23 protein-coding genes and 1 riboswitch are annotated in these 23,996 nt (G+C 71.3%); of the genes, 11 read left to right on the top strand and 12 right to left on the bottom strand.

Annotated elements, in window-relative coordinates; translation table 11 throughout:
- Nucleotides 1-147: 147 nt before the first annotated feature.
- On the bottom strand, nt 148-2,409 hold the full coding sequence (locus ACTWQC_RS22705) for a family 2 encapsulin nanocompartment cargo protein terpene cyclase (RefSeq protein ID WP_443317627.1): 2,262 nt from the start codon (nt 2,407-2,409) through the stop codon (nt 148-150).
- A gap of 380 nt (nt 2,410-2,789) precedes the next feature.
- Here ACTWQC_RS22705 and ACTWQC_RS22700 point away from each other — a divergent pair, with 380 nt between their 5' ends.
- Nucleotides 2,790-3,623 carry a hypothetical protein gene (locus tag ACTWQC_RS22700; RefSeq protein WP_443317626.1) on the top strand — a complete coding sequence of 278 codons (834 nt, stop codon included), beginning with the start codon at nt 2,790-2,792 and terminating at the stop codon, nt 3,621-3,623.
- A gap of 8 nt (nt 3,624-3,631) precedes the next feature.
- Nucleotides 3,632-4,339 (top strand): class F sortase, encoded by a 708-nt coding sequence (locus ACTWQC_RS22695; protein WP_443317625.1) that lies wholly within the window; start codon nt 3,632-3,634, stop codon nt 4,337-4,339.
- Nucleotides 4,340-4,479: 140 nt separating this feature from the next.
- On the opposite strand, the gene ACTWQC_RS22690 is transcribed toward ACTWQC_RS22695, so the two are convergent.
- Nucleotides 4,480-5,037, bottom strand: a complete 558-nt coding sequence (locus tag ACTWQC_RS22690; RefSeq protein ID WP_443317624.1) for a PadR family transcriptional regulator — start codon at nt 5,035-5,037, stop codon at nt 4,480-4,482.
- A 108-nt stretch (nt 5,038-5,145) separates the two neighbouring features.
- Here ACTWQC_RS22690 and ACTWQC_RS22685 point away from each other — a divergent pair, with 108 nt between their 5' ends.
- Complete coding sequence (locus ACTWQC_RS22685; protein WP_443317623.1) at nt 5,146-5,577, top strand: nuclear transport factor 2 family protein; 432 nt, start codon at nt 5,146-5,148, stop codon at nt 5,575-5,577.
- A gap of 76 nt (nt 5,578-5,653) precedes the next feature.
- Nucleotides 5,654-6,010 carry a DUF2255 family protein gene (locus ACTWQC_RS22680; RefSeq protein ID WP_443317622.1) on the top strand — a complete coding sequence of 119 codons (357 nt, stop codon included), beginning with the start codon at nt 5,654-5,656 and terminating at the stop codon, nt 6,008-6,010.
- Nucleotides 6,011-6,084: 74 nt separating this feature from the next.
- Here the strand turns inward: ACTWQC_RS22680 and ACTWQC_RS22675 are convergent, their stop codons facing one another.
- The 4 genes from ACTWQC_RS22675 to ACTWQC_RS22660 all read right to left on the bottom strand — a co-directional run bounded on the left by ACTWQC_RS22675 (nt 6,085) and on the right by ACTWQC_RS22660 (nt 11,146).
- Nucleotides 6,085-7,059: an acetylxylan esterase gene (locus ACTWQC_RS22675; RefSeq protein ID WP_443317621.1), complete on the bottom strand. Its 975-nt coding sequence runs from the start codon at nt 7,057-7,059 to the stop codon at nt 6,085-6,087.
- A 172-nt stretch (nt 7,060-7,231) separates the two neighbouring features.
- Nucleotides 7,232-8,239: an alpha/beta fold hydrolase gene (locus ACTWQC_RS22670; protein ID WP_443317620.1), complete on the bottom strand. Its 1,008-nt coding sequence runs from the start codon at nt 8,237-8,239 to the stop codon at nt 7,232-7,234.
- A gap of 506 nt (nt 8,240-8,745) precedes the next feature.
- Nucleotides 8,746-9,162 carry an STAS domain-containing protein gene (locus ACTWQC_RS22665; protein ID WP_443317619.1) on the bottom strand — a complete coding sequence of 139 codons (417 nt, stop codon included), beginning with the start codon at nt 9,160-9,162 and terminating at the stop codon, nt 8,746-8,748.
- Nucleotides 9,163-9,370: 208 nt separating this feature from the next.
- Complete coding sequence (locus ACTWQC_RS22660; protein WP_443317618.1) at nt 9,371-11,146, bottom strand: ricin-type beta-trefoil lectin domain protein; 1,776 nt, start codon at nt 11,144-11,146, stop codon at nt 9,371-9,373.
- A gap of 124 nt (nt 11,147-11,270) precedes the next feature.
- On the opposite strand from ACTWQC_RS22660, the gene ACTWQC_RS22655 reads away from it, so the two are divergent.
- Nucleotides 11,271-11,762 carry a GNAT family N-acetyltransferase gene (locus tag ACTWQC_RS22655; protein ID WP_443317617.1) on the top strand — a complete coding sequence of 164 codons (492 nt, stop codon included), beginning with the start codon at nt 11,271-11,273 and terminating at the stop codon, nt 11,760-11,762.
- A 23-nt stretch (nt 11,763-11,785) separates the two neighbouring features.
- Here ACTWQC_RS22655 and ligD read toward each other — a convergent pair whose 3' ends face one another.
- Complete coding sequence (gene ligD, locus ACTWQC_RS22650) at nt 11,786-12,805, bottom strand: non-homologous end-joining DNA ligase (protein ID WP_443317615.1); 1,020 nt, start codon at nt 12,803-12,805, stop codon at nt 11,786-11,788.
- A 199-nt stretch (nt 12,806-13,004) separates the two neighbouring features.
- Nucleotides 13,005-13,205: a hypothetical protein gene (locus tag ACTWQC_RS22645; RefSeq protein WP_443317614.1), complete on the bottom strand. Its 201-nt coding sequence runs from the start codon at nt 13,203-13,205 to the stop codon at nt 13,005-13,007.
- Nucleotides 13,206-13,381: 176 nt separating this feature from the next.
- On the opposite strand from ACTWQC_RS22645, the gene ACTWQC_RS22640 reads away from it, so the two are divergent.
- Nucleotides 13,382-13,651 (top strand): hypothetical protein, encoded by a 270-nt coding sequence (locus tag ACTWQC_RS22640; RefSeq protein WP_443317613.1) that lies wholly within the window; start codon nt 13,382-13,384, stop codon nt 13,649-13,651.
- 140 nt (nt 13,652-13,791) lie between these two features.
- Nucleotides 13,792-15,585: a beta-ketoacyl-[acyl-carrier-protein] synthase family protein gene (locus ACTWQC_RS22635; RefSeq protein ID WP_443317612.1), complete on the top strand. Its 1,794-nt coding sequence runs from the start codon at nt 13,792-13,794 to the stop codon at nt 15,583-15,585.
- Between the two features lie 102 nt (nt 15,586-15,687).
- Here ACTWQC_RS22635 and ACTWQC_RS22630 read toward each other — a convergent pair whose 3' ends face one another.
- Entirely contained in the window at nt 15,688-16,659 is a 972-nt protein-coding gene (locus ACTWQC_RS22630) for a M23 family metallopeptidase (RefSeq protein ID WP_443317611.1), read from the bottom strand.
- Between the two features lie 173 nt (nt 16,660-16,832).
- Between ACTWQC_RS22630 and ACTWQC_RS22625 the strand changes: the two genes are divergently transcribed.
- Entirely contained in the window at nt 16,833-17,330 is a 498-nt protein-coding gene (locus tag ACTWQC_RS22625; RefSeq protein WP_443317610.1) for a cupin domain-containing protein, read from the top strand.
- Between the two features lie 148 nt (nt 17,331-17,478).
- Here the strand turns inward: ACTWQC_RS22625 and ACTWQC_RS22620 are convergent, their stop codons facing one another.
- Nucleotides 17,479-18,699: a transglycosylase family protein gene (locus ACTWQC_RS22620; RefSeq protein ID WP_443317609.1), complete on the bottom strand. Its 1,221-nt coding sequence runs from the start codon at nt 18,697-18,699 to the stop codon at nt 17,479-17,481.
- A 3-nt stretch (nt 18,700-18,702) separates the two neighbouring features.
- A riboswitch (cyclic di-AMP (ydaO/yuaA leader) is annotated at nt 18,703-18,879 on the bottom strand.
- 496 nt (nt 18,880-19,375) lie between these two features.
- On the opposite strand from ACTWQC_RS22620, the gene ACTWQC_RS22615 reads away from it, so the two are divergent.
- Nucleotides 19,376-20,467: a permease gene (locus tag ACTWQC_RS22615; protein WP_443317608.1), complete on the top strand. Its 1,092-nt coding sequence runs from the start codon at nt 19,376-19,378 to the stop codon at nt 20,465-20,467.
- The gene (locus ACTWQC_RS22610; protein ID WP_443317607.1) at nt 20,464-21,237 is read left to right on the top strand and encodes a TIGR03943 family putative permease subunit; all 774 of its coding nucleotides are present in this window, start codon (nt 20,464-20,466) and stop codon (nt 21,235-21,237) included. The genes ACTWQC_RS22615 and ACTWQC_RS22610 overlap by 4 nt, the downstream gene beginning before the upstream one ends.
- Before the next feature lie 45 nt (nt 21,238-21,282).
- Here the strand turns inward: ACTWQC_RS22610 and ACTWQC_RS22605 are convergent, their stop codons facing one another.
- Nucleotides 21,283-22,509 (bottom strand): acyl-CoA dehydrogenase family protein, encoded by a 1,227-nt coding sequence (locus ACTWQC_RS22605; RefSeq protein WP_443317606.1) that lies wholly within the window; start codon nt 22,507-22,509, stop codon nt 21,283-21,285.
- Between the two features lie 149 nt (nt 22,510-22,658).
- Between ACTWQC_RS22605 and ACTWQC_RS22600 the strand changes: the two genes are divergently transcribed.
- Entirely contained in the window at nt 22,659-23,303 is a 645-nt protein-coding gene (locus tag ACTWQC_RS22600; protein WP_443317605.1) for a TetR family transcriptional regulator, read from the top strand.
- A gap of 115 nt (nt 23,304-23,418) precedes the next feature.
- On the opposite strand, the gene def is transcribed toward ACTWQC_RS22600, so the two are convergent.
- Nucleotides 23,419-23,958, bottom strand: coding sequence for a peptide deformylase (def, locus tag ACTWQC_RS22595; protein ID WP_443317604.1), 540 nt, complete (start codon nt 23,956-23,958; stop codon nt 23,419-23,421).
- Between the last annotated feature and the right edge of the window lie 38 nt (nt 23,959-23,996).

Raw genomic sequence — 23,996 nt, 5'->3', positions numbered from 1 at the left:
GCACGGCGGTGCCACGCAGGTGAAGGGAGGTGATGGCGTACGAGGCAGCCGTCAGCGCCAGGTTGACGTACCGGCAGAAAACACGCAAGAGTCCGTCAAAGTTGTCATATGAGCGACTAAATCCCCCGAGCGAACCTCGGTTGACGGTCAGGACGACAGCAGCGGGATCCGCACGGCCGAGGTTCCCAGGCCGGTCGGGCCGCCGAACTGCGCCGGCGTTCCCGTGCGACGGCGCAGGTCGGCCTCCGCGTACCGGTGGCAGCCCTGGTGCCAAGTCAGGATCCCGGCAAGCCAGTTGCGCAGCTCCTCCACGTACCCGTCCAGGATCTTCCGGGCCTCAGCGCCCAGCTTGAAGTCGTCGTACAGGACCGGCAGTTCATTCGCCGCCACATGCTGGAACTGACGCATCCGGGAGGTCATCAGGTCGCCCACGATCGCGACGGCGGCCGGATAGTCGCAGTCGAAGAAGTTCTGGACGACGAGGACCCCGTTGTGGACCTCGCCCTCGAACTCGATCTCCTTCTGGTAGGAGAAGGTGTCGTTCATCAGGGCCGCGTAGTCGGCTGCGGCGTTCTCCAGGGACCGCATCGGCCCGCTGTCGTAGATCTCCGGCGGGACTTGCTGCCCGTGCGCGAGACGGCACAGGCTCATCGTGAGGTCGGAGCCGAAGGTCCTGCGGCGCATCTCGATGTAGTCGACCGGGTCGGGGATGCGGTTCTGGGCCTGGTTGGCGAGTTCCCACAGCCAGCTGGAGGTCATGTCCTCGATGGCGGTACGGAACTTCCGACGTGCGCTCACCTCCATCGGACCCGCCGTACGGGCCCACAGGTCGGCCAGAGCGCGCTCCAAGGCGTTCGCGGGAACGGGCGTGGCGGAGGAGTCGACCGGCATGAAGGCGGAGAGCCGGTCGTTCGCCGCCTTGGCGCCCGCCAGGTCCCGGGTCCGGCCGAAGACGGCGGGGTAGTAGTCGTCCCCGTACGTGCCCCAGGTCAGCCACTGCGACGTCAGGTCGAGTCCACCGGGGGTCGCGTCGGGGTCGATCCCCGCGGCGCACAGCGGGAAGTCGAAGCCGGCGAGCCGGTCCTCGCTCCAGATGCCGGAGCCGGGGATGCCGGGCTGCTCTTCGAGCATCCCCATCCGGTGCGCCCACTCGAGGGTATGGCGCCGCGAGGCCTCCAGGTGCGGGCTGAGCCGGGTGGTGAACGGCATGAAGAAGTCCGGTAGTTGGGAGGGGCCGACCCGCTGGTACGGGATGTGGGTGAACCTCCGGACGCGCCTGGCACCGCTCCGCCCGGCTCCGGCCCGCGCTGCGACCTGCCGGATGTCCGCCACGGCGGTTCCGAGCCCGCTGGGCATCGGGGAAAAGCACGGTGCGGACGCGGGCGAGGAGGACGAGCACCCGAACGAGGAGGAGGTGGCTCCGCCGTTCATGTAGCGGCTGGAGCGCATGTGCCACTCGTGGCCGCCCGACTGCCAGTCCTGCAGCCCCTTGACGTACGCCAGGACGTCCGCGCAGGACTTCGGGTCCAGGCCCTTCTCGGCGAAGAGCGGGCCGAGTTCGGTGAGCGTGGTGTCCTCGAACTGCTGGAGGCGTGAGGTGAGCAGGTCGCCCACCGCGTCTGCCGCCTCCTGGGTCGTGCAGCCCAGGAAGGTCTCCAGGACCAGGACTCCGTTGGCGAGTTCACCCTCCTCCTCGGTCTCCCGCTGGTAGGAGAACAAGTCATTGCGCAGGTGCACCCCGTCCGAGAAGGCGTCCCGGAGCACCCGCAGCGGCCGGCATGCGGCAACCGCCGCCGGGACCTCGGCCCCCACCGCGTACTCGACGAGGCCGGCCGACCAGGGCGCGCCGCCGACCTTGCGGCGCATCTCGATGTACTCCACCGGGTTGGGGATCCGGTGCGCGTTGATGTTGGAGAGTTCCCAGAGGGATTCGTTGAGGAGATTCCGGGTGCTCTCGGCGAACCGGGCCCGCCACTGGGCGGACATGGCGGGCACGGTCCTGGCCCACAGGTCCGCCAGGCCCGCCTCGACCGGGTTGGTCGGTTCCGGGGTCCCGTCGGCCAGGTCCATGGGCATGAAGGCGGGCAGCCTGTCCAGGTACGCCTTCCCGCCCTCCCGGTCCTGAGAGCGCTTGAAGGTCTCCAGGAAATGGTCGTCGAAGAAGAAGACCCACACGTACCAGTCGGTCACCAGCGCGAGGTCCGGGCCCGACGCATCGGGGTGGGTGTATGCGCACAGCAGCGCGTAGTCATGGGAGTCGAGGTCGTGCTCGTCCCAGATGCCCGAGCCCTCCAGCATCCCCATGCCGCGGGCCCACCCCTTGGAATGGGCCCGCGCCTGTTCCAGGTGGGGATTGAGTCGTGCCGGATACGGCATGTAGAAGTCAGGCAGTTCGAAGGGCTGCGTCACAGTGCCCGGGCCTTTCCTCAGAAGGTCGTCTCCGCGTCGGCTCAGCACTACCCAGGCCCTACCTGGCTATCCGGCGGCCTACAACAGTCATATGAACGCCACCAGGGCGTATGGCGGCTCGGCGGCCCGCAGGCGCTCGTTGGGCGCGGCCCGCGCCAAGCCGACGCCGTACGCGCGACGTCGCCGGCGAAAAAACGATTGCCGATCCGACCAATCCGCTCCCGGGGTGGCTCCGAATGCCGGATGACAACGCCGTTCGCCCGGACGGTCGTTGGGAGCTCCGGCTCCCGTTCGGCCCCGGGAACGCGCGGCGACCGGAGAACGGAAACCGCTCTGCGGCCCTGCTGACGCACGGGCCGTACGGAAGGGGATGCTCGACCGTGATAGCCAGGAACTCCGCACGACTGGCGGCGCTCGCCGCACTGCCCGCCATCCTCACCTTCGCGGCGGCCGCCCCGTCGCTCGCCGACGACCACATCGAGTCGCATCAGATCGACCTGAAACCGCTGAACGACTCGGGTGCCACCGGGACGGTGTGGCTGAGCCTCGAAGGCCAGGAAATGACCGTCAAGGTCGAGGCCGAGGGACTCGTCCCCGGCCAGCCCCACGCGCAGCACCTCCACGGCTCGACCGACGGTCACGACTTCCAGTGCCCGGACGAGAGCGCCGACAAGGACGGCGATGGGATCATCAACAACACCGAAGCCACAGTGCACTACGGCGACATCAACATCTCGCTCACCACCGATGGCGACACCAGCGCGGAGAAGAGCGGGCTCGCCGTCGACCGCATGCCCAAGGCGGACGCCGAGGGCAAGCTCTCGTACGAGCGCACCATCCCCGTGTCGCAGGACGTGGTCGATCAGATCAAGGACCTTCACGTGGTGCAGCACGGTATCGACCCGAACGGCAACAAGCAGTACGACTTCGAAGGCGCGGGCAAGAGCGAACTCGACCCCAAGCTGCCCCAGGAGGCCACCGCCCCGGCCAACTGCGGCATCGTCAAGGGCGCGGCCATCGGCTCGGTTCCGGTCGGCGGCGTCGAGACCGGCGGCGAGGAAGCGGCCGAGAGCACGTTGGGGACGCCCTCCGTGGTCGCGATGGGCAGCGGCATGGCGCTGATCGGGGTGGCCGGTGTGCTGACAGCGGCACGGCAGCGGAACGCCAGGCTCCGTAAGGCGGTCGCCGGGCGGTCCCAGGGGAGCGGTGCATGAGCCCGCGCATGAGCGGACCGAGGACCCCCTCCCGCCGTGCCGTCCGTCGCGGCGCCGGTACGGTCCTCGCCCTGACCGCCGCGGCCCTTCTGGTCTCCGGGTGTGCGCAGCAGGAACAGGCTCCGCCGCGCGCGGTCCCGCCCCCGCCGGCCCCGGCTCAGGGCGCCGCCGACGACACCGGGGCGGAGGGGGGCGGCGCCCAGGAGGGCGATTCCGGGGCTGAGCAGGAGGCCGGAGGGCAGCAGAAGGCCCAGGCCATGCCGTCGTCGCCGCCGGAGCGGATCTCCATCCCCTCGATCAAGGTCTCCTCGTCCCTGGTGAAGCTGGGCCGCGGCGAGGGCGGCGCGATGGAGACACCGGCCGAGCCGGCCAAGGCGGGCTGGTACGCGCCCGGTCCCACACCGGGCTCCGTCGGGCCGTCGGTCGTCGCCGGGCACGTCACCTGGAACAGCGAGAAGGCGGTGTTCTTCCGCCTCTCCACGCTCAAGGCCGGGGACAAGGTCGACGTGACACGGCGCGACGGCCGTACCGCCGAGTTCACCGTCGACCGGGTCGAGCAGTACAGCAAGGACCGCTTCCCCACCACGAAGGTGTACGGCAACGTCGACCACGCGGGACTGCGCCTGATCACCTGCGCCGGCACCTTCTCCGAGTCCGAGCACCGCTACGCCGACAACATCGTCGTCTACGCCTCCCTGACGGGCAGTCGCGGGTGACGGCACGGGTCCGGCTCCTCGCCGATCGATGCGGCGAGGGGCCGGGGGCCCGACAGGCGAGGCCGGTGCCGGTGGGGGCCGGTGAGCTGCAGGGGCCGGTGAGTTTCCGGGGCCGGTGAGTTTCAGGGGCTCGGTGCGGGTCAGGTGCCCGTTCGGTCGCGCAGGATGCCCGCGGTCCTCAGGCACCAGTCGCGGTTGCCCCGCTCGAACTCCCGCCCGCGCAGACAGGTCAGGTACGGGCCGATCCGTGCGCCGCGCCGCAGGTAGGTCTCCTCGTCCAGGTCGCCGCGCAGCCGGTGCAGCAGCTTGTCGAAGACCTCGATCTTGGCCTCCGCGGCCTTCGCGCGCTCCTCGAGCTGGGCGATGACCGGCTCGGCGCCGATCACGTCGACGGCCTGGACCTTGACCAGGAGGTCGTCCCGGATGAACGACGGCTTGGCCGCCGCGGCCGCGAAGCGCTCGAGTTCGGCGATCCCCTCGTCCGTAACGGTGAACAGGCGCTTGTTCGGCCGCGTCTCCTGAACGACCTGCCGTCCGCTGACGAGTCCGGTCCTCTCCAGCTTGGTGAGTTCGAGGTAGAGCTGCTGCGGCAGGGCGTGCCAGAAGTTGGCGACGCCGATGTCGAATGCCTTGGCCAGCTGGTAGCCGCTGTACTCGCCGTCCAGCAGTGCGGCCAGGACCGCGTGGCGCAGAGCCATCCTCCCGGCTCCTCCCTCTCCGGATTCCCCTCTTCAGGGGGCTGGTGTGCGGTCCCCATCATAGTCAAGAATGTGAGTAGTCATGTTGATGACCATGAGGGAGGGCGTATGTCGACAGCGGAGCGTTTTCGCAAGGCCGTGGAGGAGCGCGATCTGGCCGCGCTGGAAGGGCTTTTCACACCGGACATCCGGTTCTTCAGCCCGGTGAAGTTCACCCCCTTCGAGGGCCGGCCCATGGTGCTGGGGCTCTTCGGCGTACTGCTACGCACGTTCGAGGACTTCCGGTACGTCGGCCGGTTCGAGGGCGTGGCCGAGACGACCACCGACGGTGAGGAGACCGACGCGCACACCCTGGTCTTCAGGGCGACCGTGAACGGCAAGGAGATCCACGGGATCGATCTGCTGCAGTTCGACGACGAGGGCCTGATCAAGGAGTTCACGGTGATGGTCCGCCCCAAGTCCGCGGTGGAAGTGCTCGGCGATGCGGTGCTCGCGGGGCTGGTCGCCGACGGCCTGGTCCCGGCGGCAGCCGGTCACTGAGCCCGGCCTGCTGAGCGACCGAGCCGCTGGGCCCGTCCCGCGTGCGGCACCACCGGCCCGGTGCCATGGTGGTCACATGGACGTGACCCAGCTCGATCAGGTGAAAGAGATCGCGATGCGGACACGGCGCAGGGACGGCTCCTGGTCGAGCCGTCCCATCTGGGTGGTCGTCGTGGACCGGAAGGCATACGTGCGCTCGTACCGCGGCGGCGAAGGTGACTGGTACAGGCGCGCCCGGGCGGACGGCAGCGGCGAGATCCAGGTCGGCGACGAGGTCGTGTCCGTGCGGCTGGAATCCGTTCACGACGACGCGCTCAACCAGCGCGTCTCGGAGGCGTACCGCGACAAGTACGCGGCGGACTCCCCGGGGCCGACCGAGAGCATGGTCGGCGGCGAGGCGCTGGCCACCACGATGCGGTTGACGCCGGCGTAGCGCGAGCCCCGGCCCGCAACCCTGGGCCGTTACGCGTACGCGCCTGCCCGTACGCCCGACCCGTACGCCCGTCTCTAGCGCTCCGCCAACCGCTGAGGCAACCACCGCAGTTGGGCCTCCTCGTGGAACGGCCCCCCGCCCTCGTGGTCGTTGAACGAGTAGACCTCGATGCGCTTGTCGTCGCCCGCGTAGGCGTTGAAGGCGGCGAACACGGTGGAGGGCGGGCAGGTCTGGTCCTCCAGGGCGGTGGAGAAGAGCGCGGGGGCCCGGCCCCTGGCGGCGAAGTGAACTCCGTCGAAGTAGGAGAGCGTACGGAAGACCTGCGCGTCCCGGCCGCGGTGCGTCTGGAGGAAGCTGCCGATCTCCCGGTACGGAAGCCGGTCGGTGAGCGTCGCGGCCCGTTCGAAGTGGCACAGGAACGGCACATCGGGTGCGATCGCGGCCAGGTCCGGTACGAGTGCGCCCACGGCGAGGGTGATGCCGCCGCCCTGGCTCATACCGGTGGCCGCCGTGCGCGCCGCGTCCGCGAGCGGGTGGGAGCGAGCAGCCTCGACCGCACGCACCGCGTCGGTGATCAGACGGCGGTAGTAGTAGCCGTGCGGGTCCTCGATGCCGCGGGTCATGAAACCCGGGAAGGCGGGACCGCCGCCGACCGGGTCCGCCGTGTCTCCGCCGCTCCAGCCGCTGCCCTGGCCCCGGGTGTCCATCACGAAGTGCGCGAAGCCCGCGGAAGACCACAGGAGGTGGGTATGCGGAAGCCCGCGCCCGCCGCCGTAGGAGAGGAACTCGACCACGAGCGGCAGCGGTTCGCGCGCCCCGGCCGGGTGAAGGAACCAGCCCTTGATGGGGTGGCCCCCGAAACCGGCGAAGGTGACGTCGTACACCTCCACCGCGGTGAGCGGGGTGCGGACGGGTTCGAACCGGGCGCCCTGCTCGTGGCTGCGGGCCTCGGCGAGCGTCTTCTCCCAGAACAGGTCGAAGTCCTCGGGCTCGGACAGCTGCGGCCGGTAGCTGCGCAGTGCGTCGAGCGGAAGGTCGAACAGGGCCATGCGCACCCTTTCCCTCTCGGCGGGACAACACGGGAGAACGAGATCGGCCTCCGAGCTTCTCACGGAGGCGGAGATGCAGGGAGACGGCCGGAGAACCCGGGCTCCATACGGCCGTACGGAGCCCGGGTTCCGGGTTTCTCTCCTCGCCCTGCGGCTCGGCTCCTTGCCCTGCCTACTGCTGGGCTTCGGTGTCCGGCTTGGCCTCGGCGCCTTCGGCGTCCGGCTTGGCCTCGGCGGCGTCGCCGTCCTGCTTGGCCTCGGTGCCTTCGGCGTCCGGCTTGGCCTCGGCGCTGTCGTTGTTCTGCTTGGCCTCGGCGCCTTCGGCGTCCGGCTTGGCCTCGGTGGCGTCGGCGGCCTTCTCGATCAGCCTGCTGACGTCCTCGGGGTGGCTGATCATCGGGACGTGCGAGGAGTCGATCTCGACGGTCTCGGATCCGGCGCGCTTGGCCATGAACCGCTCCAGGTCGGGCGCGATGGTCTGGTCCTGTTTGGCGACGAGATACCAGGAGGGGATCTTCTTCCAGGCCGCTGCCTGGGCCTCCTCCATGAAGGCGGCGGCGCTGATCGGGCGCTGGACGGCGGCCATCACGTTGGTGATGTCCTCCGGCACGTCGGCCGCGAACCTCTCGTGGAACTTGGCGGGGTCGAGGTAGGCGTCGATGCCCTTGGTGCCGTCGGCCGCGGTGAAGGGCACCTGCAGCAGGGGCAGCGGCGGGAGCGGGTTCGGGATCTTCCGTGCGAAGAGCTCGGAGGCGCTCTCACCCTTCTCGGGGGCCAGACCCGCGATGTAGACGAGGGCCTTCACATCGGGATCGTTCGCCGCGGCCTGGGTGATCACCTCGCCGCCGTAGGAGTGGCCCGCCAGGACGATGGGGCCTTCGATGCTCTCGAGGAAGTCGGCGAGGTAGGTGGCGTCGCTCTGCAGCCCGCGCAGCGGGTTGGCCGGGGCCTTGACCGTATATCCCCAGCTCTGCAGCTGTTTGATGACGGCGCCCCAGCTGGAGCCGTCGGCGAAGGCGTCGTGCACGAGCACGATGGTGGGCTTGACGGGTTCCTCGTGGGGGGAGGCCGAGTCGATCGGTTCGGCCGAGGCGAGCGGGGTGAGGAGCATGGCGAGGCTCATGCCCGCGCCCGCGGTGCTCAGGGCGACGGCACGCAGCGGTAGGCGCCGGATTTTCATGGATTTCCTCCAGGAGGCAGCTCGAAGTGACGTCGGGCCTACGAGGGCAGGGGGGAACACGACGCGAGCCGCTTGCCGGGGAGTTCGCGGGAGGACACGCCGAAATACCCTTGCCAGGGCGGGTGTTGATGTCCTCGTGAGGTTCCCGGGCGCTTCGCGACGGGGTGTTCGTGTTCGATGCACGGTCGGGGGGATCCGGCGCGCAATGCTGTCCTACGCGGCCCGGTGACGGGAGCCGGTCACCTGCCGACGGGGGCGGGGTACCGGCCTGCTCAGATTCTGCATTCCTGCGTGCAGGCCTGCCTGGGCGCCTTCCTGCCCTCTGGGGCCGGACGGCCCACAGCGGCGCGCGCGGCCACGGGCGCGCCCGGAGCCGTAAGTCGGCCGAGTCGTCCGCGCGGTCAGCGGCCCGCGTGCCGGTGCCGCCGCCGCTCGTAATGCACACTTTCGTGCGGCGGAGCCCGAAGGCCGCACGCCGGAGGCCGAGGCGGAAGCGTGATGTCCTGTCAGGCCAGAGCGGCCCGGGGGTCCCCCGCGGGATGCGGGACGCCGCTCACCCGGGCAGCCGGGTCCGGCCGGGCGTGACCGCGCCCGTGCCGGTCCGGGGGCTCCCGGAAGAGGCCGGCGGTGCCGGTGTCCTTCAGCAGCTTCGTCACCTGGCGGCCGAGGCCGGACAGGTGGAAGGGGATGCCGGCGGCGTCGGCGGACCTGCGCGCACCGATCAGCACGTTGAGTCCCGCGCAGTCACAGAAAGCGACGCCGCTGAGGTCCACGGTGAGGCTCGTCAGGGAAGCCTGCAGACAGTGCGCGAGGGCGAGGCGCAGCCTCGGGGCGGTGTCGATGTCCAGTTCGCCGGTCACCGAGATCACCGCGGCCTGACCGGCCATGTCGGTGCGTACCTCGAACGGGTCGGGGAGCTGCATGGTCTCCACCTCCGAAATACCACGTCCTCGGACGATTGACGCCTTGGTGACCGGTCGACCGCCAGCTGCACACTTCGGGCACCGCACCCTATTGGGGCGAGCATGACTGATCGTCCATCCGTGGCATTTCGCCTGTCAACCGCGAAAGTGTTTTCGCCTGAGGAGGGGCCGTTCCGGCTCCCCTGCAGATCCCCGGCCGACCCCCGGATCAGCGCGCCGTTGCGGGGTCCGCGGTCCAGCGCTGATCGCTCCGGCCGACGGCCGGGTCCAGGTCCAGATCGCTGCCTGGGTAGGCCGCCTCGGGCGTGAGGGCGAAGTCCGGCGCGATCCGGGGCCGTATGGTGCCCGTGCGGCCGATGATGAAGAGCAGGTTCATGCCGTTCTCGCCCTCGACCGAGGAACAGGTCCAGATGCCGACGCCCCGGTCGGTGTCGCCCCGGGAATCCAGGCAGTAGTCCGGGTCGGCGTACGACTGCACGACGCCGATCGGGTCCACGCGCCACAGCTGCGTCGGGGTCCCGGTGCACGGGGCCGTGATGACGTCCGTGCGGTTCTCCAGCTCTCCGTACTCGATGTCCAGGCACAGGCCGGAACTCGCGTTGACGACCGGGGCGAAGTCGTCGCCCGGGAGGCGAGGGGGCGGCGGGGCCTCGGCGGTCTTCGACGGGCTGGGGGTGCGGCTGGGGGCCTTGGTCGTCTTGGTGGGCTTCGGCGAGGGCGAGGGGGTGGGCTTCTTCTCGGGCGGCGGCTTGCTGGTGGAGCTCGCGGTGGGGGGCGGAGCGGGTGCGGAGGTGCTGGGGGTGGGCGTGACCGGCGGCGCCGAGGTCGTCTCCGTGCTCCCGGCAGTCGGCTCGCCGTCGCCGGAGACGGGCGTGAGCAGGGCGGCGCCGACGGCGGCGGTCGCCGCGGCGGCCACCGCGACGAGTACGAAGGGCCGGGAGGTCCACCACTCACGGCCCCCCGTGCCGTCGTCGGGCTCCGGCCTGCCGGCGGACGCGGACATGCCGGCGAGCGTGTCAGCGGTCGCGGCGGCGGGCTCGGCCGCGGAGCCAGGCGTGGCGGAGCCGGGCATGGCGGGGTCTGCGCCCGCGGCGGGCGGGCGGTCCGCATGCACCGTCTCCGGGTCGGGAAGGCCGGGGACCGGGCCCGCGGTGATGTAGGCGGCTCCGCCCCACCCGAGCAGCCCTTCGGCCAGGACGGTCCGCGGGTGCTCCGCCATCCGGACCATGTCGTCGAGGACCCGGGTGCAGGAGGGGCACTCGGCCAGGTGCCGGGTCAGGTCCTCGCTGTGCCGCCGGTCCTCCGGCCGTACCGCGGCCTCGATGATGCGGCGGAACCCCTGGCACTTCCGGTCGCCGCTGCGCTTGAGGTACGTCTGCAGATAGGCCTGCTGCATGGCCTCCTGCGCCCGTTCCTTCGCCTCGGCGACGGAATCCGGGGGGATGCCGAGGTAGATCGCGGTTTCCGTGTCCGGCTCGTCCTCCACCACCCCGTACCAGAGGGCACCCCGGGTGCGCTCCGGCAGCCCGTAGAAGGCGGCGAGCATGGCGGAGGTGTCCTCGAGCCGCAGGCCCCGCGGCTCCGGCCGGTCGGGCGAGGACTCGGCGTTCTCGTCGATCCAGTCGGCGAAGCCGGTTTCGAGCCGGACGCGCCGACTGCCTCCGGCCCAGCCGACGGCCACCCGCTGGACCAGCATCAGCAGGTGGTGCCGCCAGGTGCCCTTCGGGTCGATGCCCCGGCACGCCGCCTGCGCGGCGCGGCCGAAGGCCTGCGCGGCGAGCTGGTTGCCTGCGACCTGGTTGGCGCCGCACAACCGCGCGTAGGAGAGGACCGCGGGCAGGTGGCGGCGGCGGAGTTCCTGCGTCGCCGGGTAGGCCGACGGTGCTCCGGCGCGGATCCGCTCGGTGAGGTCGGCGTCGGGCACGGTGGCATAGCCGCGGGTGTCGGTCGTGGGGCTCTGATCGGTCTTGTGGAGCTCAGGCACCCTTTCGACTCCCCTGACGCACTCGGCTCGCTGGTCTCCTACGGCCTGCCCGAAGCGCCGGGCAGGAGGCATCCACATGACCGGCGTGCAACGGAGGAGCCCATAGTGGTGGGAGTGACGGCGGATGGGAAAGGGGTTTCCCGCGGTAAGTGCAGGAAATGCGGGGCGAGATGGGCTGCCGGGACCCCGTACGTCGCCCGCCGTCCGGAAAATCACTTGCCGCCGCGGGGAGAATGGCCGGTCCGAGCAGGAGATCGACGACGCGCTCGCCGAGGATCCGAGCGCCGACCTGGTCCCGCCCACCGGGGTGTTCCTCCTCGCGCGCGACCGGCAGGGCGTCGCCGGCGCCGTCGGCCTGCGCCGGCCGGCACCGCGGATCACCGAGCTCACCCGCCTGTTCGTGCACCCCCGCCGGCGGCGCGGTGGCGGCGGCGCGCGCCTGCTCGCGGCGGCCGAGCGTGCAGCCCGGGAGCTGGGAGCCACGACCATGCGGCTGGAGACGCGCAGCGACCTCGTCGAGGCCAGGAACCTCTACGCCCGGCAGGGCTATACGGAGATCCCGCCCTACAACAACGCCCCTTACGCGGAGCACTGGTTCGAGAAGCACCTCGGCTGAGGCACCTGCGGACGGCCGCGGCCTCAGCGGCTCCCGACCGGGCGCTCCCGCACCACCTCCCGGGCGGGCTTGTCGTCACGCAGGCCCTCGAAGCGCGGGTGGCGCAGCTTGCCGTCCCCGGTCCACTCGGTGAAGGCGATCTCGGCGACGAGTTCGGGCCGGACCCAGTGCGCGCCCCGCTCGCGGATCCTGCCTCCGGCGAAGGGCTGCCGGTCACAGGCCAGTTCATCGAGGCGCTCGCGCAGCGCCGTGAGCGTTCGGCGGTCGTAGCCGGTCCCCACCTTGCCCGCGTACCGCAGCCGGCCGCCCTCGTAGTAGCCCACGAGCAGCGCCCCGAACCCGGTCCTGCTGCCCGCCGGTTCCGTGAAGCCGCCGATCACCATCTCCTGCCGCTGCGCGCACTTGAACTTCAGCCAGTCGCGCGAGCGCCTGGCCGCGTACGTGCTGTCCGCGCGCTTGGCGATCAGGCCTTCCCAGCCCCACCCGCACGCCTGGCGCAGGTACGCCTCCCCTTGCGCGTTGCGATGGGCGGTGAACCGCAGCGGTGAGGAGAAGGTGAGGGAGCGGCGCAGAAGTGCCTTGCGGGTGCGCAAAGGCAGCCGGGTCAGGTCGTAGCCGTCGAGCCACAACAGGTCGAAGACGTAGTAGCGGACCGCGACACCTGTAGCCCTGGCGGCTCTGGGGTTCTCGATGCCCATGCGCTGCTGCAGCCGGGCGAAGCTCGTACGGCTGCCCTCGAAGGCGACCACCTCGCCGTCCACGACGAAGCCGGTGTTCTGCTGCCGCGCCAGCGCTTCGGCCACCTCCGGGTAGGCGCCGGAGAGCGGCAGGCCGCTTCTGGAGGACAGGGCCGCTCCCTCCGGATCCCGTACGGCGAGGCACCGCTGACCGTCGAGCTTGCGCTCGAACAGCCACCCCGGGTCGGAGAAGTAGTCGCTGGTCAGGGTGGCCAGCATGGGGCGCACTTCGCGGGGGTCCGGGCGCGGGTCGCCGCGGAGCAGCTTCCGCTCCTCGGCGGGCAGGTCGTCCAGTGGACCGGTCACGCTGCGCAGCCGCCCTTCTCTCTCGACATGCGAGGTGTGCGGTACGGGTTCCCTGGCAGAAGCAGGCGATTCCCCGCTGAAGGTTCTCATGGTCCCCGGCGGCCGAGAGCGGTCCCGCGCGGCGGGCGGGGCCGGCGGGCGGGCTGCGGAGCCGGCGCTGGCACGGCTGATAGCGACGCCTGGGCGTGGTCGGAGAGACCTACCGGAAGGGCGCGGCGGGGCGGCTGATGCGCGCCGCGGAACTCCTGACCGCAGGGGGCTCGGCCGGGGCGGCGCTGCTCGGCGAGCGCAGCCGGATGGCCGCGGCGGTGGCCTGCGGGGCGCTGCTGGCGGGGTCGGCCTGCTTGCGGTTCGGGGTGTTCCACGCCGGTCTCGCGTCCGCTCGGGACCCCAAGTACACGGTGCCTCCGCAGCGGGACCGGTTGGAGCGGGATCGGTCGGAGCAGGAGCGGCGGAGCGGCAGCAGTCGGAGCGGGGGCGACGGGGCGAGGCGGGCTGAACGGCCGCTGCGCCGATCCGGTGACCTTCGGCCGCGCCCTGTGCTGCCACGGATCACGGCGGCGCGAGGATCGTCCGATGAACCCTCCATCCGGCCACCCGGCACCCCATCTCGACCCGGGCGAGGCGAACAAGGGCCAGGACCAGGAAGCGGAGCGCGCCGCGAACGAGTGGCGCGGCCAGCGGCGGGCGGCTCGCAGGGTGGTCGCCGGGTACGCGCAGAGCCCGGAGGATCTGGCCCTCCTGCTCGAGGCCCTGGAGCTGCACCCGGACACCGACGGCCCGGCGCGCGGAACCAGACGCACGGACGGAACAGGCAGTAAGGGCGGAACGTCCGACACGGAGTGAATCCGGACACATAGGCGCTTTATTGCCGTCGATTGGGATCTGCGTCACTTACCGGCACCGCAGGGCGAATTTACGGTTGCGGGGCATATCCCCCCTTACCGATCCGTCGTCATGCGCGCGGACGCCGAGAGGACAGCAACGTGACGGAACAGCCCAACTCGCCCTGGATATCCGAGAACTCCCATTCCTGCACCTGCGGTGAGCTGGTGCCCGGTGACGTGCTCGTGGTCGAGCGCACCAAGCGGTTCGCCGTACTGGACGCCGCCCCCGAGGACCAGGAGAACGTGCGGCTGACGCTGCGGGCGCTCCACGGCGGCCCGGACTTCCACGCGGTGCACCCGCGCTCCGGGATGGTCGAGGTGGCGGGCGAGCGCGTGGATCCGCAGGCGATCCCGCTGGTCGTCCCGACGGGGCCCGGCGCGGACTTCCGTGACGGGGACCGCATGACGGTGCTGCGCTCCGCCCAGCCGGAGCGTGAGGAACGTCACTACGTCCGGCGCGAAGGCGCTTGGGAGCTCGAGGACGGTCAGGGCGAGGACGGTCAGCTCGAGGGCGGTCAGGGCGAGGACGGCGGCGCGGGCGCACCCATGCCGGACGACGAGATGCGGGCGCTGATGGCTCTCGACCCGCGGGCCATCGTCTGCCGGCTCGACCCGGTGGCGCGCCCCGGGCGCGGCGGGCGGCGCGTGGTCGTCACGGGTGTGGGCGCCATCACACCGCTCGGCGGCGACGCGGCTGCCACCTGGCAGGGCCTCCTCGAGGGCCGGAGCGGTGTCCGGCGGCTCGACGGCGAGGAGTTCGAAGGGCTGGGTGTACGGATAGCCGCGCCCTCCGCCGTGGATCCGGCGGAGCAGCTGCCGCGGGCCCGGGCCCGTACGATGAGCCGCTGCGCCCAGTTCGCGGTGCTGGCCGCCCGGGAGGCGTGGGCCGACGCCGGGTTCGACCAGGCGGAAGTGGCCGAGGGCACACTGGACGCCCAGCGCGTCGGCGTCTCGATCGGCACCATCATCGGCGGCGCTCCGGTCCTGGTCGACGCCGACCGCACCTTGAAGGAGCGTGGCGAGCGTCACGTCTCGCCGCACACGGCGCCGATGATCGTGCCCAGCGGCCCCGCCGCGCAGGTGGCCATCGACATGGGGGCGCGCGCCGAGGCCCGTACGGTCGTGAGCGCCTGCGCCTCGGGGACCGAGGCGATCGGTCAGGCCATCGACCGGATCCGGGACGGGCACACCGATGTCATGGTCGCGGGCGGCACGGAAGCGGTCATCATCCCGGCCATCATGGCGTCCTTCACCGCGATGCGCGCCCTGTCGCCGGGGGCGGAGGGGCCGGAGAAGGCGTCGCGGCCGTTCGACAGGGCACGGGACGGATTCGTGGTCGGCGAGGGTGCGGGGCTGCTGATCCTGGAGTCCGAGGAGCACGCACGCGCGCGTGGCGCACGGATCTACTGCGAGGCGGCGGGCTGGGGCGTTTCGGCCGATGCCTTCCACATGGCCGCGCCGCGCCCGGACGGTGCCGGGGTGGTCGACGCGCTGCACAAGGCGCTGATCGACGCCGGGGCCAAGCCGGACGAGGTGATGCACGTCAACGCCCATGCCACCGCGACCGGCAGCGGCGACGCCGCAGAGGCGGAGGCGCTGCGGACCGTCTTCGGTGACGACGCGGAGCTGCCGGTCACGGCGCCGAAGGGCGCGCTGGGGCATCTGCAGGGCGCGGCGGGCGGTGTGGAGGCCGTGGCCGCAGTGCTGACGCTGCATCACGGGGTGGTACCGCCCACCGTGGGGTGCGAGGAGCCGGACGCGGGCCTGGGCCTCGACGTGGTCACCGGGGCTCCGCGCCCGCTGCCGGAGTCGGGTGACCTCGCCCTGAGCAACTCCTTCGGATTCGGCGGGCACAACGCCGTACTGGCGCTCAGGCGCGTCCGGGCGGCCTGACACTCGCCTGACGGGCCTTCAAGGACTGGGGGCCGGAGGGCTCCGGAGGGCTCCGGAGGGCTCCGGAGGGCTTCTTCTGCCCCGCCGCTTCCATCCCGACCGTCAGATGCTGACACCCTTGCTGCGCAGATACGCCAGCGGGTTGATGTCCGAGCCGTAGTCCGGGCCGGTCCGCACCTCGAAGTGCAGGTGCGGACCGGTGGTGTTCCCGGTCGAGCCGGACCTGCCTATGCGCTGTCCGCCGTTGACCGGCTGCCCCTCGCGGACAGCGAGCGCTGAGAGGTGCGCGTACTGGCTGTACTTGCCATCGTTGTGCCGGATGACGACCTGGTAGCCGTACGCGCCGCCCCAGCCCGCCGAGACCACCTGCCCGCTCGCCACGGCACGCACGGAAGTGCCGGTGGAAACGGGGAAGTCGACACCCGTGTGGTAGCCGCTGGACCAGCCGGAGCCCGAGGCACGGTACGGCGTGCCGATGGTGGTGTCGGCGACCGGGGCGATGAAGTCCAGTGCTGCGGAGGAGCCGGACCCCTGCTGACTGTCCGCCCGCTCGGCACGCTGATCCCCCGGGGAACTCCCGGCCTTCCGGGGCTTCTTGCCGGACTTCTCCGGCCGCTCCGTCTTCGCCGGCTTCCGCGCCTGCCCGCCTTTCTCCTCGATGACGAGCTTCTGGCCGGGGTGGATCAGGTCCGGGTTGCCGCCGATGACCTCGCGGTTGTCCTCGTACAGCCGCTCCCACCCGCCGTCGACGTCCCGTACGCGGGCGATGGCGAAGAGCGTGTCGCCGCTGACGACCGTATAGGACTCGGGTTTTGTACGGTTCGGGAGCTCTTTCCGGTGCCCGTTGGCCCGGTGCCCGTTGGCCCGGTGCCCGTTGGCCGCTGTCGCCAACTGCCGGGCCTTGGCGGCGAGGTCGGCGCGCTGCGCATGGTCCCCGGTGCCGGCGGGTGCTGCGTCGGCCCCGGATACGGCGACCAGCGGCAGAGCCATTCCCGCGCCGCCCGCGGTGACCGTGAGGGATGCCTGGGAGATGCGGTTCGGCTGGTACCGGCGGTGGCGTCCACGTGCGGGCATAGAGCGCTTCCTCTCCTGCGCGGCCGCGCCAAGATTAGGGCGGGCATTCCGCCCGCCACAAGAGCCTCGTTTTCCGGAAGATCCAAGTCCGGTACGGTCCATGAAACGCTGTCACGTCGCAAGCCCGTAAATAATCAGTTCCGTTACGCCGGACCACGATGCGGAGGCAGCACATGAGGAATCCCATTCCCTCGGCCGAGGAACTCGCCATGATGTACGGCCTGGAGCCGCTGCCCCTGGAAGGCGGTCTCTTCCGCGAAACGTGGGCCGGTCCTCCGCAGTCCGGGGGCCGTCCCGCGGGCACGGCGATCCTTTTCCTGCTGTCGGCGCAGAACGACCTCTTCTCCGCGATGCACCGGCTGCCGCACGACGAGGTCTGGCACTTCTACCTCGGGGACCCGGTGGAACTGCTGCTCCTGGAGCGGGACGGCGCATCGCGGGTGGAGGTGCTCGGCCAGGACGTGCGCGCCGGGCAGCACATCCAGTACGTCGTGCCGGGCGGCACCTGGATGGGCGCGCGGGTGCGGCCCGGCGGCAGCCACGCGCTCCTGGGATGCACGCTGGCCCCCGGGTTCCTCCCCGCGGACTACGAGGGCGGCGAGGCGGACGAGCTGGCCGCGCGCTACCCGCGGCACGGTGATCTCATCCGGGCCCTGTGCCGCAGCTCGTGACCCGTCTTCCGTATCCACCTCGTATCCACCCTCGTATCCATCCCCGTATCCACACCGGCACAGCACGACGAGGCGCCCGCCCCCGGCATAGCAGGGAGCGGGCGCCTCATGGAGTCAGGAGAGAAGACTCCGGCCGCGTCGAACCGTGTCAGATGCTGACGCCGTGCGCACGCAGGTAGGCGAGCGGGTCGATGTCCGAGCCGTAGTCCGGGCCGGTCCGCACCTCGAAGTGCAGGTGCGGGCCACTGCTGTTGCCGGTGGAGCCGGACAGGCCGATCTGCTGGCCGCCGGTCACCGCCTGGCCGGGCGAGACGGACAGCGAGGACAGGTGGGCGTACTGGCTGTACTTGCCGTCCGCGTGGCGGATGACGACCTGGTTGCCGTACGCGCCGCCCCAGCCCGCCGAGACGACCTCACCCGGGCCGATGGACTTCACCGAAGTGCCGGTGGGCACGGGGAAGTCGGCACCGGTGTGGTAGCCGCTGGACCACATGGAGCCGGCCTGGTGGTACGGCGTGCCGAGGGCCGGGTTGGAGACCGGGGCGGTGAAGCCGGAGGCGCTCTGCTCGGAAGCCGGCTTGGCCTCCTGCTTCGGGGCCTCCTGCTTCGGGGCCTGGGCCTTGGGCGCCGCGGGCTTGGGGGCCTGCTTCTTCGGAGCCTCCTGCTTGGGGGCCTGCTGCTGCGGCGCGGCCTCGGCCTTGCCGCCGCCCAGGGCCAGCTTCTGGCCCGGGTGGATCAGGTCCGGGTCGCCGCCGACGACCTGGCGGTTGTCCTGGTAGACCCGCTGCCAGCCGCCGTCGATGTGCTTGGCGGTGGCGATCTTGTAGAGCGAGTCGCCCTTGACGACGGTGTAGGACTCGGGCTTCGCCGCGCCCTTGTCCGCCGTGTCGGCCTTGTCCTCGGCGGGGGCCGGGGCGGGCTTGGTCTCGGGCTTGGTCTCGGGCTTGCCCTGGGCCTGCTCGCCGCCGGTGGAGATCGCGGGGGCCGGACCGCCCTTGGCCAGGCCGGCCTTGGGGCCGCACGCGGGCCAGGCACCGGGGCCCTGGGTGTCGAGCACCTTCTCGGCGACGGCGATCTGCTGGTCCTTGGTGGCCAGGTCGGCGCGCTCGGCGTAGTCGGTGCCGCCGAAGGCCTCCCAGGTGCTCTGCGTGAACTGCAGGCCTCCGAAGAAGCCGTTGCCGTTGTTGATGCTCCAGTTGCTGGTGCTCTCGCACTCCGCGACCTTGTCCCAGGTGTCGACGGAGGCGGCGCTCGCCTGGCCGGCGGTGATGAAGGACAGACCGATACCGGCGCCGCTTGCGGCGGCGGCGAAAGTGGCGCGGGAAATCCGGCCGGGCTTGAAGCGGCGATGACGTCCGCGTGCAGACATAGGGATCTTCCTCTCCTACGCCTGCGAGGTGAGCTGTCGGGTTCGGGCTGGAGTTGCCCGGCCGTGACTTACGCAGCGGCGAGCGCTGCGGCACGTCTTCACCCCAAGCCGGACCACGCCGAGCGCGGTACGGCACTTACCTTTGGTTCCCCCGCTCCTGCCGTGGTGCGTTGTCGTTTCTCCCTCCGCCGGCGGCAGGACTCGGCGCTCCGGCAACAGGGCGCCCGCCCCTTTCGATGGGCAGGCAGCGGAAAAGTAAACACATCCATTTCTTCGCCACAAGTGGCGTGCATTCGCCTGATTCGCCATTGAACAGATCGACTCGGTAATGCGTCACGCTGCGCTGCCGATCTTGGTCCCAGAGCAATAGGCATTACTACTGAACGGCTCTCACAATGGGCAGTCCGTAACCAAGTTGGGAAAATCGCCGCCATTCGAGTGCGCGAAGTCACATTTAACCGGCGGTCTTTGTGAGATGGGTCACCGGCCGACTAATTGTCCGATTTGGCATCTGAATTCAGCTTTGGTGGATTGCAGGCATTAGAAGCCTCTTTGCCGCCCGAGAATCTATCCGGCGAAACGGATGAATGCGGACCAAGTTCCGGAGATGCGCCACAGCCGGGCCCTCTCCCGCGGCTATCGTGAACACCCCGGTCGCGGATCTTGCGGAGTCGGAGTGCAGAGAGCGGAAGAGCTGATCGACACCAGGTCACAGGCGCCGCCGGAAGCCGGTGCGAACCCATCCCGTACGAGCTCCGGCGTGGGGCACCCCGACCGCCGTACGGGCCCCGACCGCGGTACGGGCGCCGACCGCCGGGCGTGGCCGCTCGCCGCGGCCGGAGCGCTCGCCCTCGCGGTGGCGGCCGCGGCGGCCACCGGGGTGGTCGGATGGCCGGAGCCCGGGGCCGTGCAGGCCTGGCGGACGATCTGCCTCGCCATCACGGTGCAGGCCCTGCCGTTCCTGCTGCTGGGCACCGCGCTCTCGGGAGCCATCAACGCCTTCGTCCCCGCGCACGTCTTCAGCCGCGCCCTGCCGAAGCGGCCCGCGCTCGCCGTCCCCGTCGCCAGCGCCGCGGGCGTCGTCCTGCCGGGGTGCGAATGCGCGTCCGTGCCGGTGGCGGGGAGCCTGATCCGCCGCGGGGTGCCGCCCGCGGCCGCGCTGGCCTTCCTCCTGTCCGCCCCCGCGGTGAATCCGATCGTGCTCGCTTCCACGGCCGTCGCCTTCCCGGGCGCCCCCGAGATGGTGGCGGCCCGGTTGCTCGCCTCGCTCGCGACCTCGGCGGTCATGGGCTGGCTCTGGATCCGCCTCGGCCGCGCGGAGTGGCTGCGGCTGCCGGCGCACCGGACCGGGCACCGGCCGGGACACAGCAGGTGGGAGGAGTTCCGGCTCGGCTTCCAGCACGACTTCCTGCACGCCGGCGGCTTCCTGGTGCTCGGGGCGATGGCCGCGGCGACCTTCAACGTCGCCGTGGAGCGCTCCGTGCTGGACACCTTCGCCGGATCGCCCTGGCTCTCCGTCATCTTCCTCGCCGCGCTGGCGATCGTGCTCGCCGTCTGCTCGGAGGCCGACGCCTTCGTCGCGGCGTCGCTGACCGGGTTCTCCCCCACCGCCCGGCTGGCGTTCATGGTGGTCGGGCCGATGGTCGACGTGAAGCTGATCGCCCTGCAGTCGGGCACCTTCGGACGCGCCTTCGCCGTACGGTTCTCGGCGGCCACCGCCGTGGTGGCCGTCGCCTGCAGCGCGCTGACCGGGTGGTGGGTGCTGTGAGGCGGAACGTCCAGGTGCTGCTGCTCCTGCTGTCGGGCGCCGGAGTGCTGCACATCTCGCTCTTCAGCGAGGTGTATCTGCGGTACGTGAAGGAGGGCCTGCGGCCGCTACTGATCGTCTCGGGCGTGCTGCTGGTCGCCCTGGGGACGGTGGGCGCGGCTCGGGACGGCTTCCCCTTCGCCAAGCCCGCTGCCCGGTCCGATGCCCACGACGCGGACGCCGACGGGGACGCCGGCGCGGATCACGGGCACGGGCACGATCACGGCAAAGGCCCGCGGATCGCCTGGCTGCTCTTCCTCCCCGCGATCACCCTGCTGTTCTTCACGCCGCCCGCCCTCGGCTCGTACACCGCCGCGCGGGAGAGCGACACAGCGGTCGCGGACGGGGAGCGGTTCTCCCCGCTGCCCGGTGGGTCCCCGCTCGTCATGCCCCTGTCGGACTTCAGCTCGCGGGCGCGGCAGGACCCCGGCCGGAGCCTGGAGGGCCGTACGGTCTCGATGACCGGCTTCGTCACGCCGGGCAAGAGCGGCGGCTGGTACCTGACCCGCCTGGTGCTGAGCTGCTGCGCAGCCGACTCGCAGTCGGTCAAGGTCCGGATGCTCGGCACCGCTCCCCCGCCGGCCGACGCGTGGGTCACCGTCACCGGCACCTGGCACCCCGTGGGCACGGTGGGCACGCCCTCGGCCGCGGCGGCGCTCGACGTGGCCGGCGTGCGGCGCGTCCCCCAGCCCGCGAACCCGTACGCGGACGCCGCGCCGCCCGCGGCCTGATCCGGCGATCCGTCCACGGGCGTCGCAGTGCGCCCACGGCGACGCTCAGCGGATGGGCATGCCCGAGAGGGTGCGGGCGATGACCAGACGCTGGATCTCGCTCGTCCCCTCAAAAATGGTGTATATCGCAGCATCCCGGTGCATACGCTCCACCGGGTACTCGCGTGTGAAGCCGTTGCCGCCCAGGATCTGCATCGCCTTGGCCGTGACCGACTTGGCCACCTCCCCGGCGTACAGCTTGGACATCGAGCCCTCGGCCGAGGTGAAGGGCCTGCCCGCCGCGGCCATCCAGGAGGCGCGCCACACCAGCAGGCGGGCCGCGTCGACCTGTGTGCGCATGTCGGCCAGTTGGAAGGCGACGCCCTGGTTGTCGATGATCGGGCGGCCGAACTGCACGCGGGTCTTCGCGTAGTCCAGCGCGACCTCGTACGCGGCGCGGGCGATGCCGACGGCCTGGGCGCCGACGGCGGGACGTGAGGCCTCGAAGGTGGCCATGGCGGCATTCTTCACGCGCTCGCCGCCGGCCTTCGCCCGCTCACGCGCGCGTGCGAGGCGCTCGTCGAGCTTCTCCTTGCCGCCGAGCAGGCAATGGCCGGGGACGCGGACGTCCTCGAGGACGACCTCGGCGGTGTGGGAGGCCCGGATGCCGTGCTTCTTGAACTTCTGGCCCTGGGAGAGGCCGGGAGTGCCCGGGGGCACGATGAAGGACGCGTGGCCCTTGGAGCCGAGCCCGGGGTCGACGACGGCGACGACGACGTGGACGTTCGCGATGCCGCCGTTGGTCGCCCAGGTCTTGGTGCCGTTGATCACCCACTCGTCCTTGGCCTCGTCGTAGACCGCACGGGTGCGCATGGCGGCGACGTCGGAGCCCGCGTCGGGCTCGGAGGAGCAGAAGGCGGCGACCTTGACGTCGCCCGCGTCACCGTACATCTGGGGGATCCAGGTGCCGACCTGCTCCTCGGTGCCGTTGGCCAGGACGCCGACGGCCGCGAGGCCGGTGCCGACGATGGACAGGCCGATGCCCGCGTCGCCCCAGAAGAGCTCCTCCATGGCCATGGGGATGCCGAGCCCGGTCGGGTCGAAGAACTGCTGGGCGTAGAAGTCGAGGGAGTACAGGCCGATCTTGGCGGCTTCCTGGATGACGGGCCACGGCGTCTCTTCGCGTTCGTCCCACTCGGCGGCGGCCGGCCGCATGACATCCGCGGCGAAGCCGTGGATCCAGTCCCGGACAGCCTTCTGGTCGTCGTTGAGTTCGAGCGTGAACTCGGCCATGTCCCCTCCACCTGCTTGTTACTTGCGGTAACCGCAGTGTGTTACCAGCCAGTAGAGCCTGTCAACTCCCCACTCCCCTCCCGTTGCCCCCCGTGGCCAGGTGTTACGTTGCGCGTGCACGAGCAAGCGGACGGGCGGGGAGACACCTCATGGAGACCAGTCAGCGGGATGATCAGCAGCGCGCCACGGAGCGGCGGCGCAGGGAACTGCTGGAGGCCGCGGACCGGGTGGTGCTGCGCGACGGGCCCGGCGCTTCCATGAACGCCATCGCCGCCGAGGCCGGGATCACCAAGCCGATCCTCTACCGCCACTTCGGCGACAAGGGCGGTCTGTACCGTGCCCTCGCCGCGCGCCACACCGACGCCCTGCTCGACAGCCTGCGCGCAGCGCTCGACGCCCCCACGGACCGCCGCGACCGGGTCGAGCACACGCTGGACACGTACCTCGCCGCCATCGAGGCGCGGCCCCAGGTCTACCGCTTCCTCATGCACCCCTCGGACGACACCCAGCCCGGGGAGCAGGGCTTCGACGTGGGCCGCCACTCCGCCCCGCTGCTGCGCAGGATGGGCGAGGAGCTCGCCCAGGTGATCGCCGAGCGGGTCGACCTCGGCCCCGGGGGCGACGAGCTGGCGCGGGTCTGGGGGCACGGCATCGTCGGCATGATGCACGCGGCGGGCGACTGGTGGCTGCGCGAACGCCCCTGCTCCCGCGCCCAGTTGGTGCGCAGCCTGGCCGACCTGCTCTGGGGCCGGCTGGCCGCGGCGGGCGACCGGATGGGCGGCCCCGGCTTCTGACGTACGGCCGTACGTCCCCTGCTTCCCCCTGCCGGACGACTCCTGCTTTCCCTGCCGTACGCCCGTAGCCGGTACGGCCCGCTGTTCCGCCCCACCGTACGTCCCGCTGTGCGGCCTACGAGGCCCAGGGCGCGCGGCGGGCCGCCCGCAGTGCACGATGACGCCGCAGGCCCCTCAGGCGGTCGGTGAAGACCCTGCCGTCCAGGTGGTCCATCTCGTGCTGCAGACAGCGCGCGAAGAAGCCGGTGCCCTCGACGCGCACCGGCTCACCGGTCCGGTCGGCGCCCTCGACGACCGCGTGGTCGAAGCGGCGCGTCCCGGCCTCGATACCCGGGAGGGAGAGACAGCCCTCAGGGCCCGTCACGGTCACGCCGTCGGCCTCGACGAGACGGGGGTTGACCACATGGCCGAGATGCCGCCGGTCCTCGTCGTCGGGGCAGTCGTATACGAAGACGCGCAGCGGGAGGCCGACCTGGTTCGCGGCGAGGCCGACGCCGTGGGCCGCGTACATGGTGGCGTACAGGTCCTCGATCAGCTGGGTGAGGGCCCCGTCGAAGGCGGTGACCGGCCTGCAGGGGGCATGCAGCACCGGATCTCCCAGCAGCCGCATCGGCCGCACGAGTCCGGAACTGCCGGGAATCACACTGTGTCGCACAGCCCAAGGGTAGGTCCGGGCCGGGACCGGCAGGTCGG

Source organism: Streptomyces sp. 8N616, assembly GCF_052246385.1.
Lineage (GTDB): Bacteria > Actinomycetota > Actinomycetes > Streptomycetales > Streptomycetaceae > Streptomyces.
The sequence above is the reverse complement of the archived record's forward strand: the minus strand, read 5'-3'. Positions and strand labels throughout refer to the sequence as shown.

Bases quoted from the DNA above. Each gene is read 5' to 3' on its own strand.
- ACTWQC_RS22675 (WP_443317621.1), bottom strand. From the start codon at position 7,059: ATGGCCCTGTTCGACCTTCCGCTCGACGCACTGCGCAGCTACCGGCCG.
- ACTWQC_RS22630 (WP_443317611.1), bottom strand. From the start codon at position 16,659: ATGCCCGCACGTGGACGCCACCGCCGGTACCAGCCGAACCGCATCTCC.
- ACTWQC_RS22695 (WP_443317625.1), top strand. From the start codon at position 3,632: ATGAGCGGACCGAGGACCCCCTCCCGCCGTGCCGTCCGTCGCGGCGCC.
- ACTWQC_RS22640 (WP_443317613.1), top strand. From the start codon at position 13,382: ATGAACCCTCCATCCGGCCACCCGGCACCCCATCTCGACCCGGGCGAG.
- ACTWQC_RS22620 (WP_443317609.1), bottom strand. From the start codon at position 18,699: ATGTCTGCACGCGGACGTCATCGCCGCTTCAAGCCCGGCCGGATTTCC.
- ACTWQC_RS22625 (WP_443317610.1), top strand. From the start codon at position 16,833: ATGAGGAATCCCATTCCCTCGGCCGAGGAACTCGCCATGATGTACGGC.
- ACTWQC_RS22685 (WP_443317623.1), top strand. From the start codon at position 5,146: ATGTCGACAGCGGAGCGTTTTCGCAAGGCCGTGGAGGAGCGCGATCTG.
- ACTWQC_RS22670 (WP_443317620.1), bottom strand. From the start codon at position 8,239: ATGAAAATCCGGCGCCTACCGCTGCGTGCCGTCGCCCTGAGCACCGCG.
- ACTWQC_RS22680 (WP_443317622.1), top strand. From the start codon at position 5,654: ATGGACGTGACCCAGCTCGATCAGGTGAAAGAGATCGCGATGCGGACA.
- ACTWQC_RS22605 (WP_443317606.1), bottom strand. From the start codon at position 22,509: ATGGCCGAGTTCACGCTCGAACTCAACGACGACCAGAAGGCTGTCCGG.
- ACTWQC_RS22665 (WP_443317619.1), bottom strand. From the start codon at position 9,162: ATGCAGCTCCCCGACCCGTTCGAGGTACGCACCGACATGGCCGGTCAG.
- ACTWQC_RS22655 (WP_443317617.1), top strand. From the start codon at position 11,271: ATGGGAAAGGGGTTTCCCGCGGTAAGTGCAGGAAATGCGGGGCGAGAT.
- ACTWQC_RS22690 (WP_443317624.1), bottom strand. From the start codon at position 5,037: ATGGCTCTGCGCCACGCGGTCCTGGCCGCACTGCTGGACGGCGAGTAC.
- ACTWQC_RS22600 (WP_443317605.1), top strand. From the start codon at position 22,659: ATGGAGACCAGTCAGCGGGATGATCAGCAGCGCGCCACGGAGCGGCGG.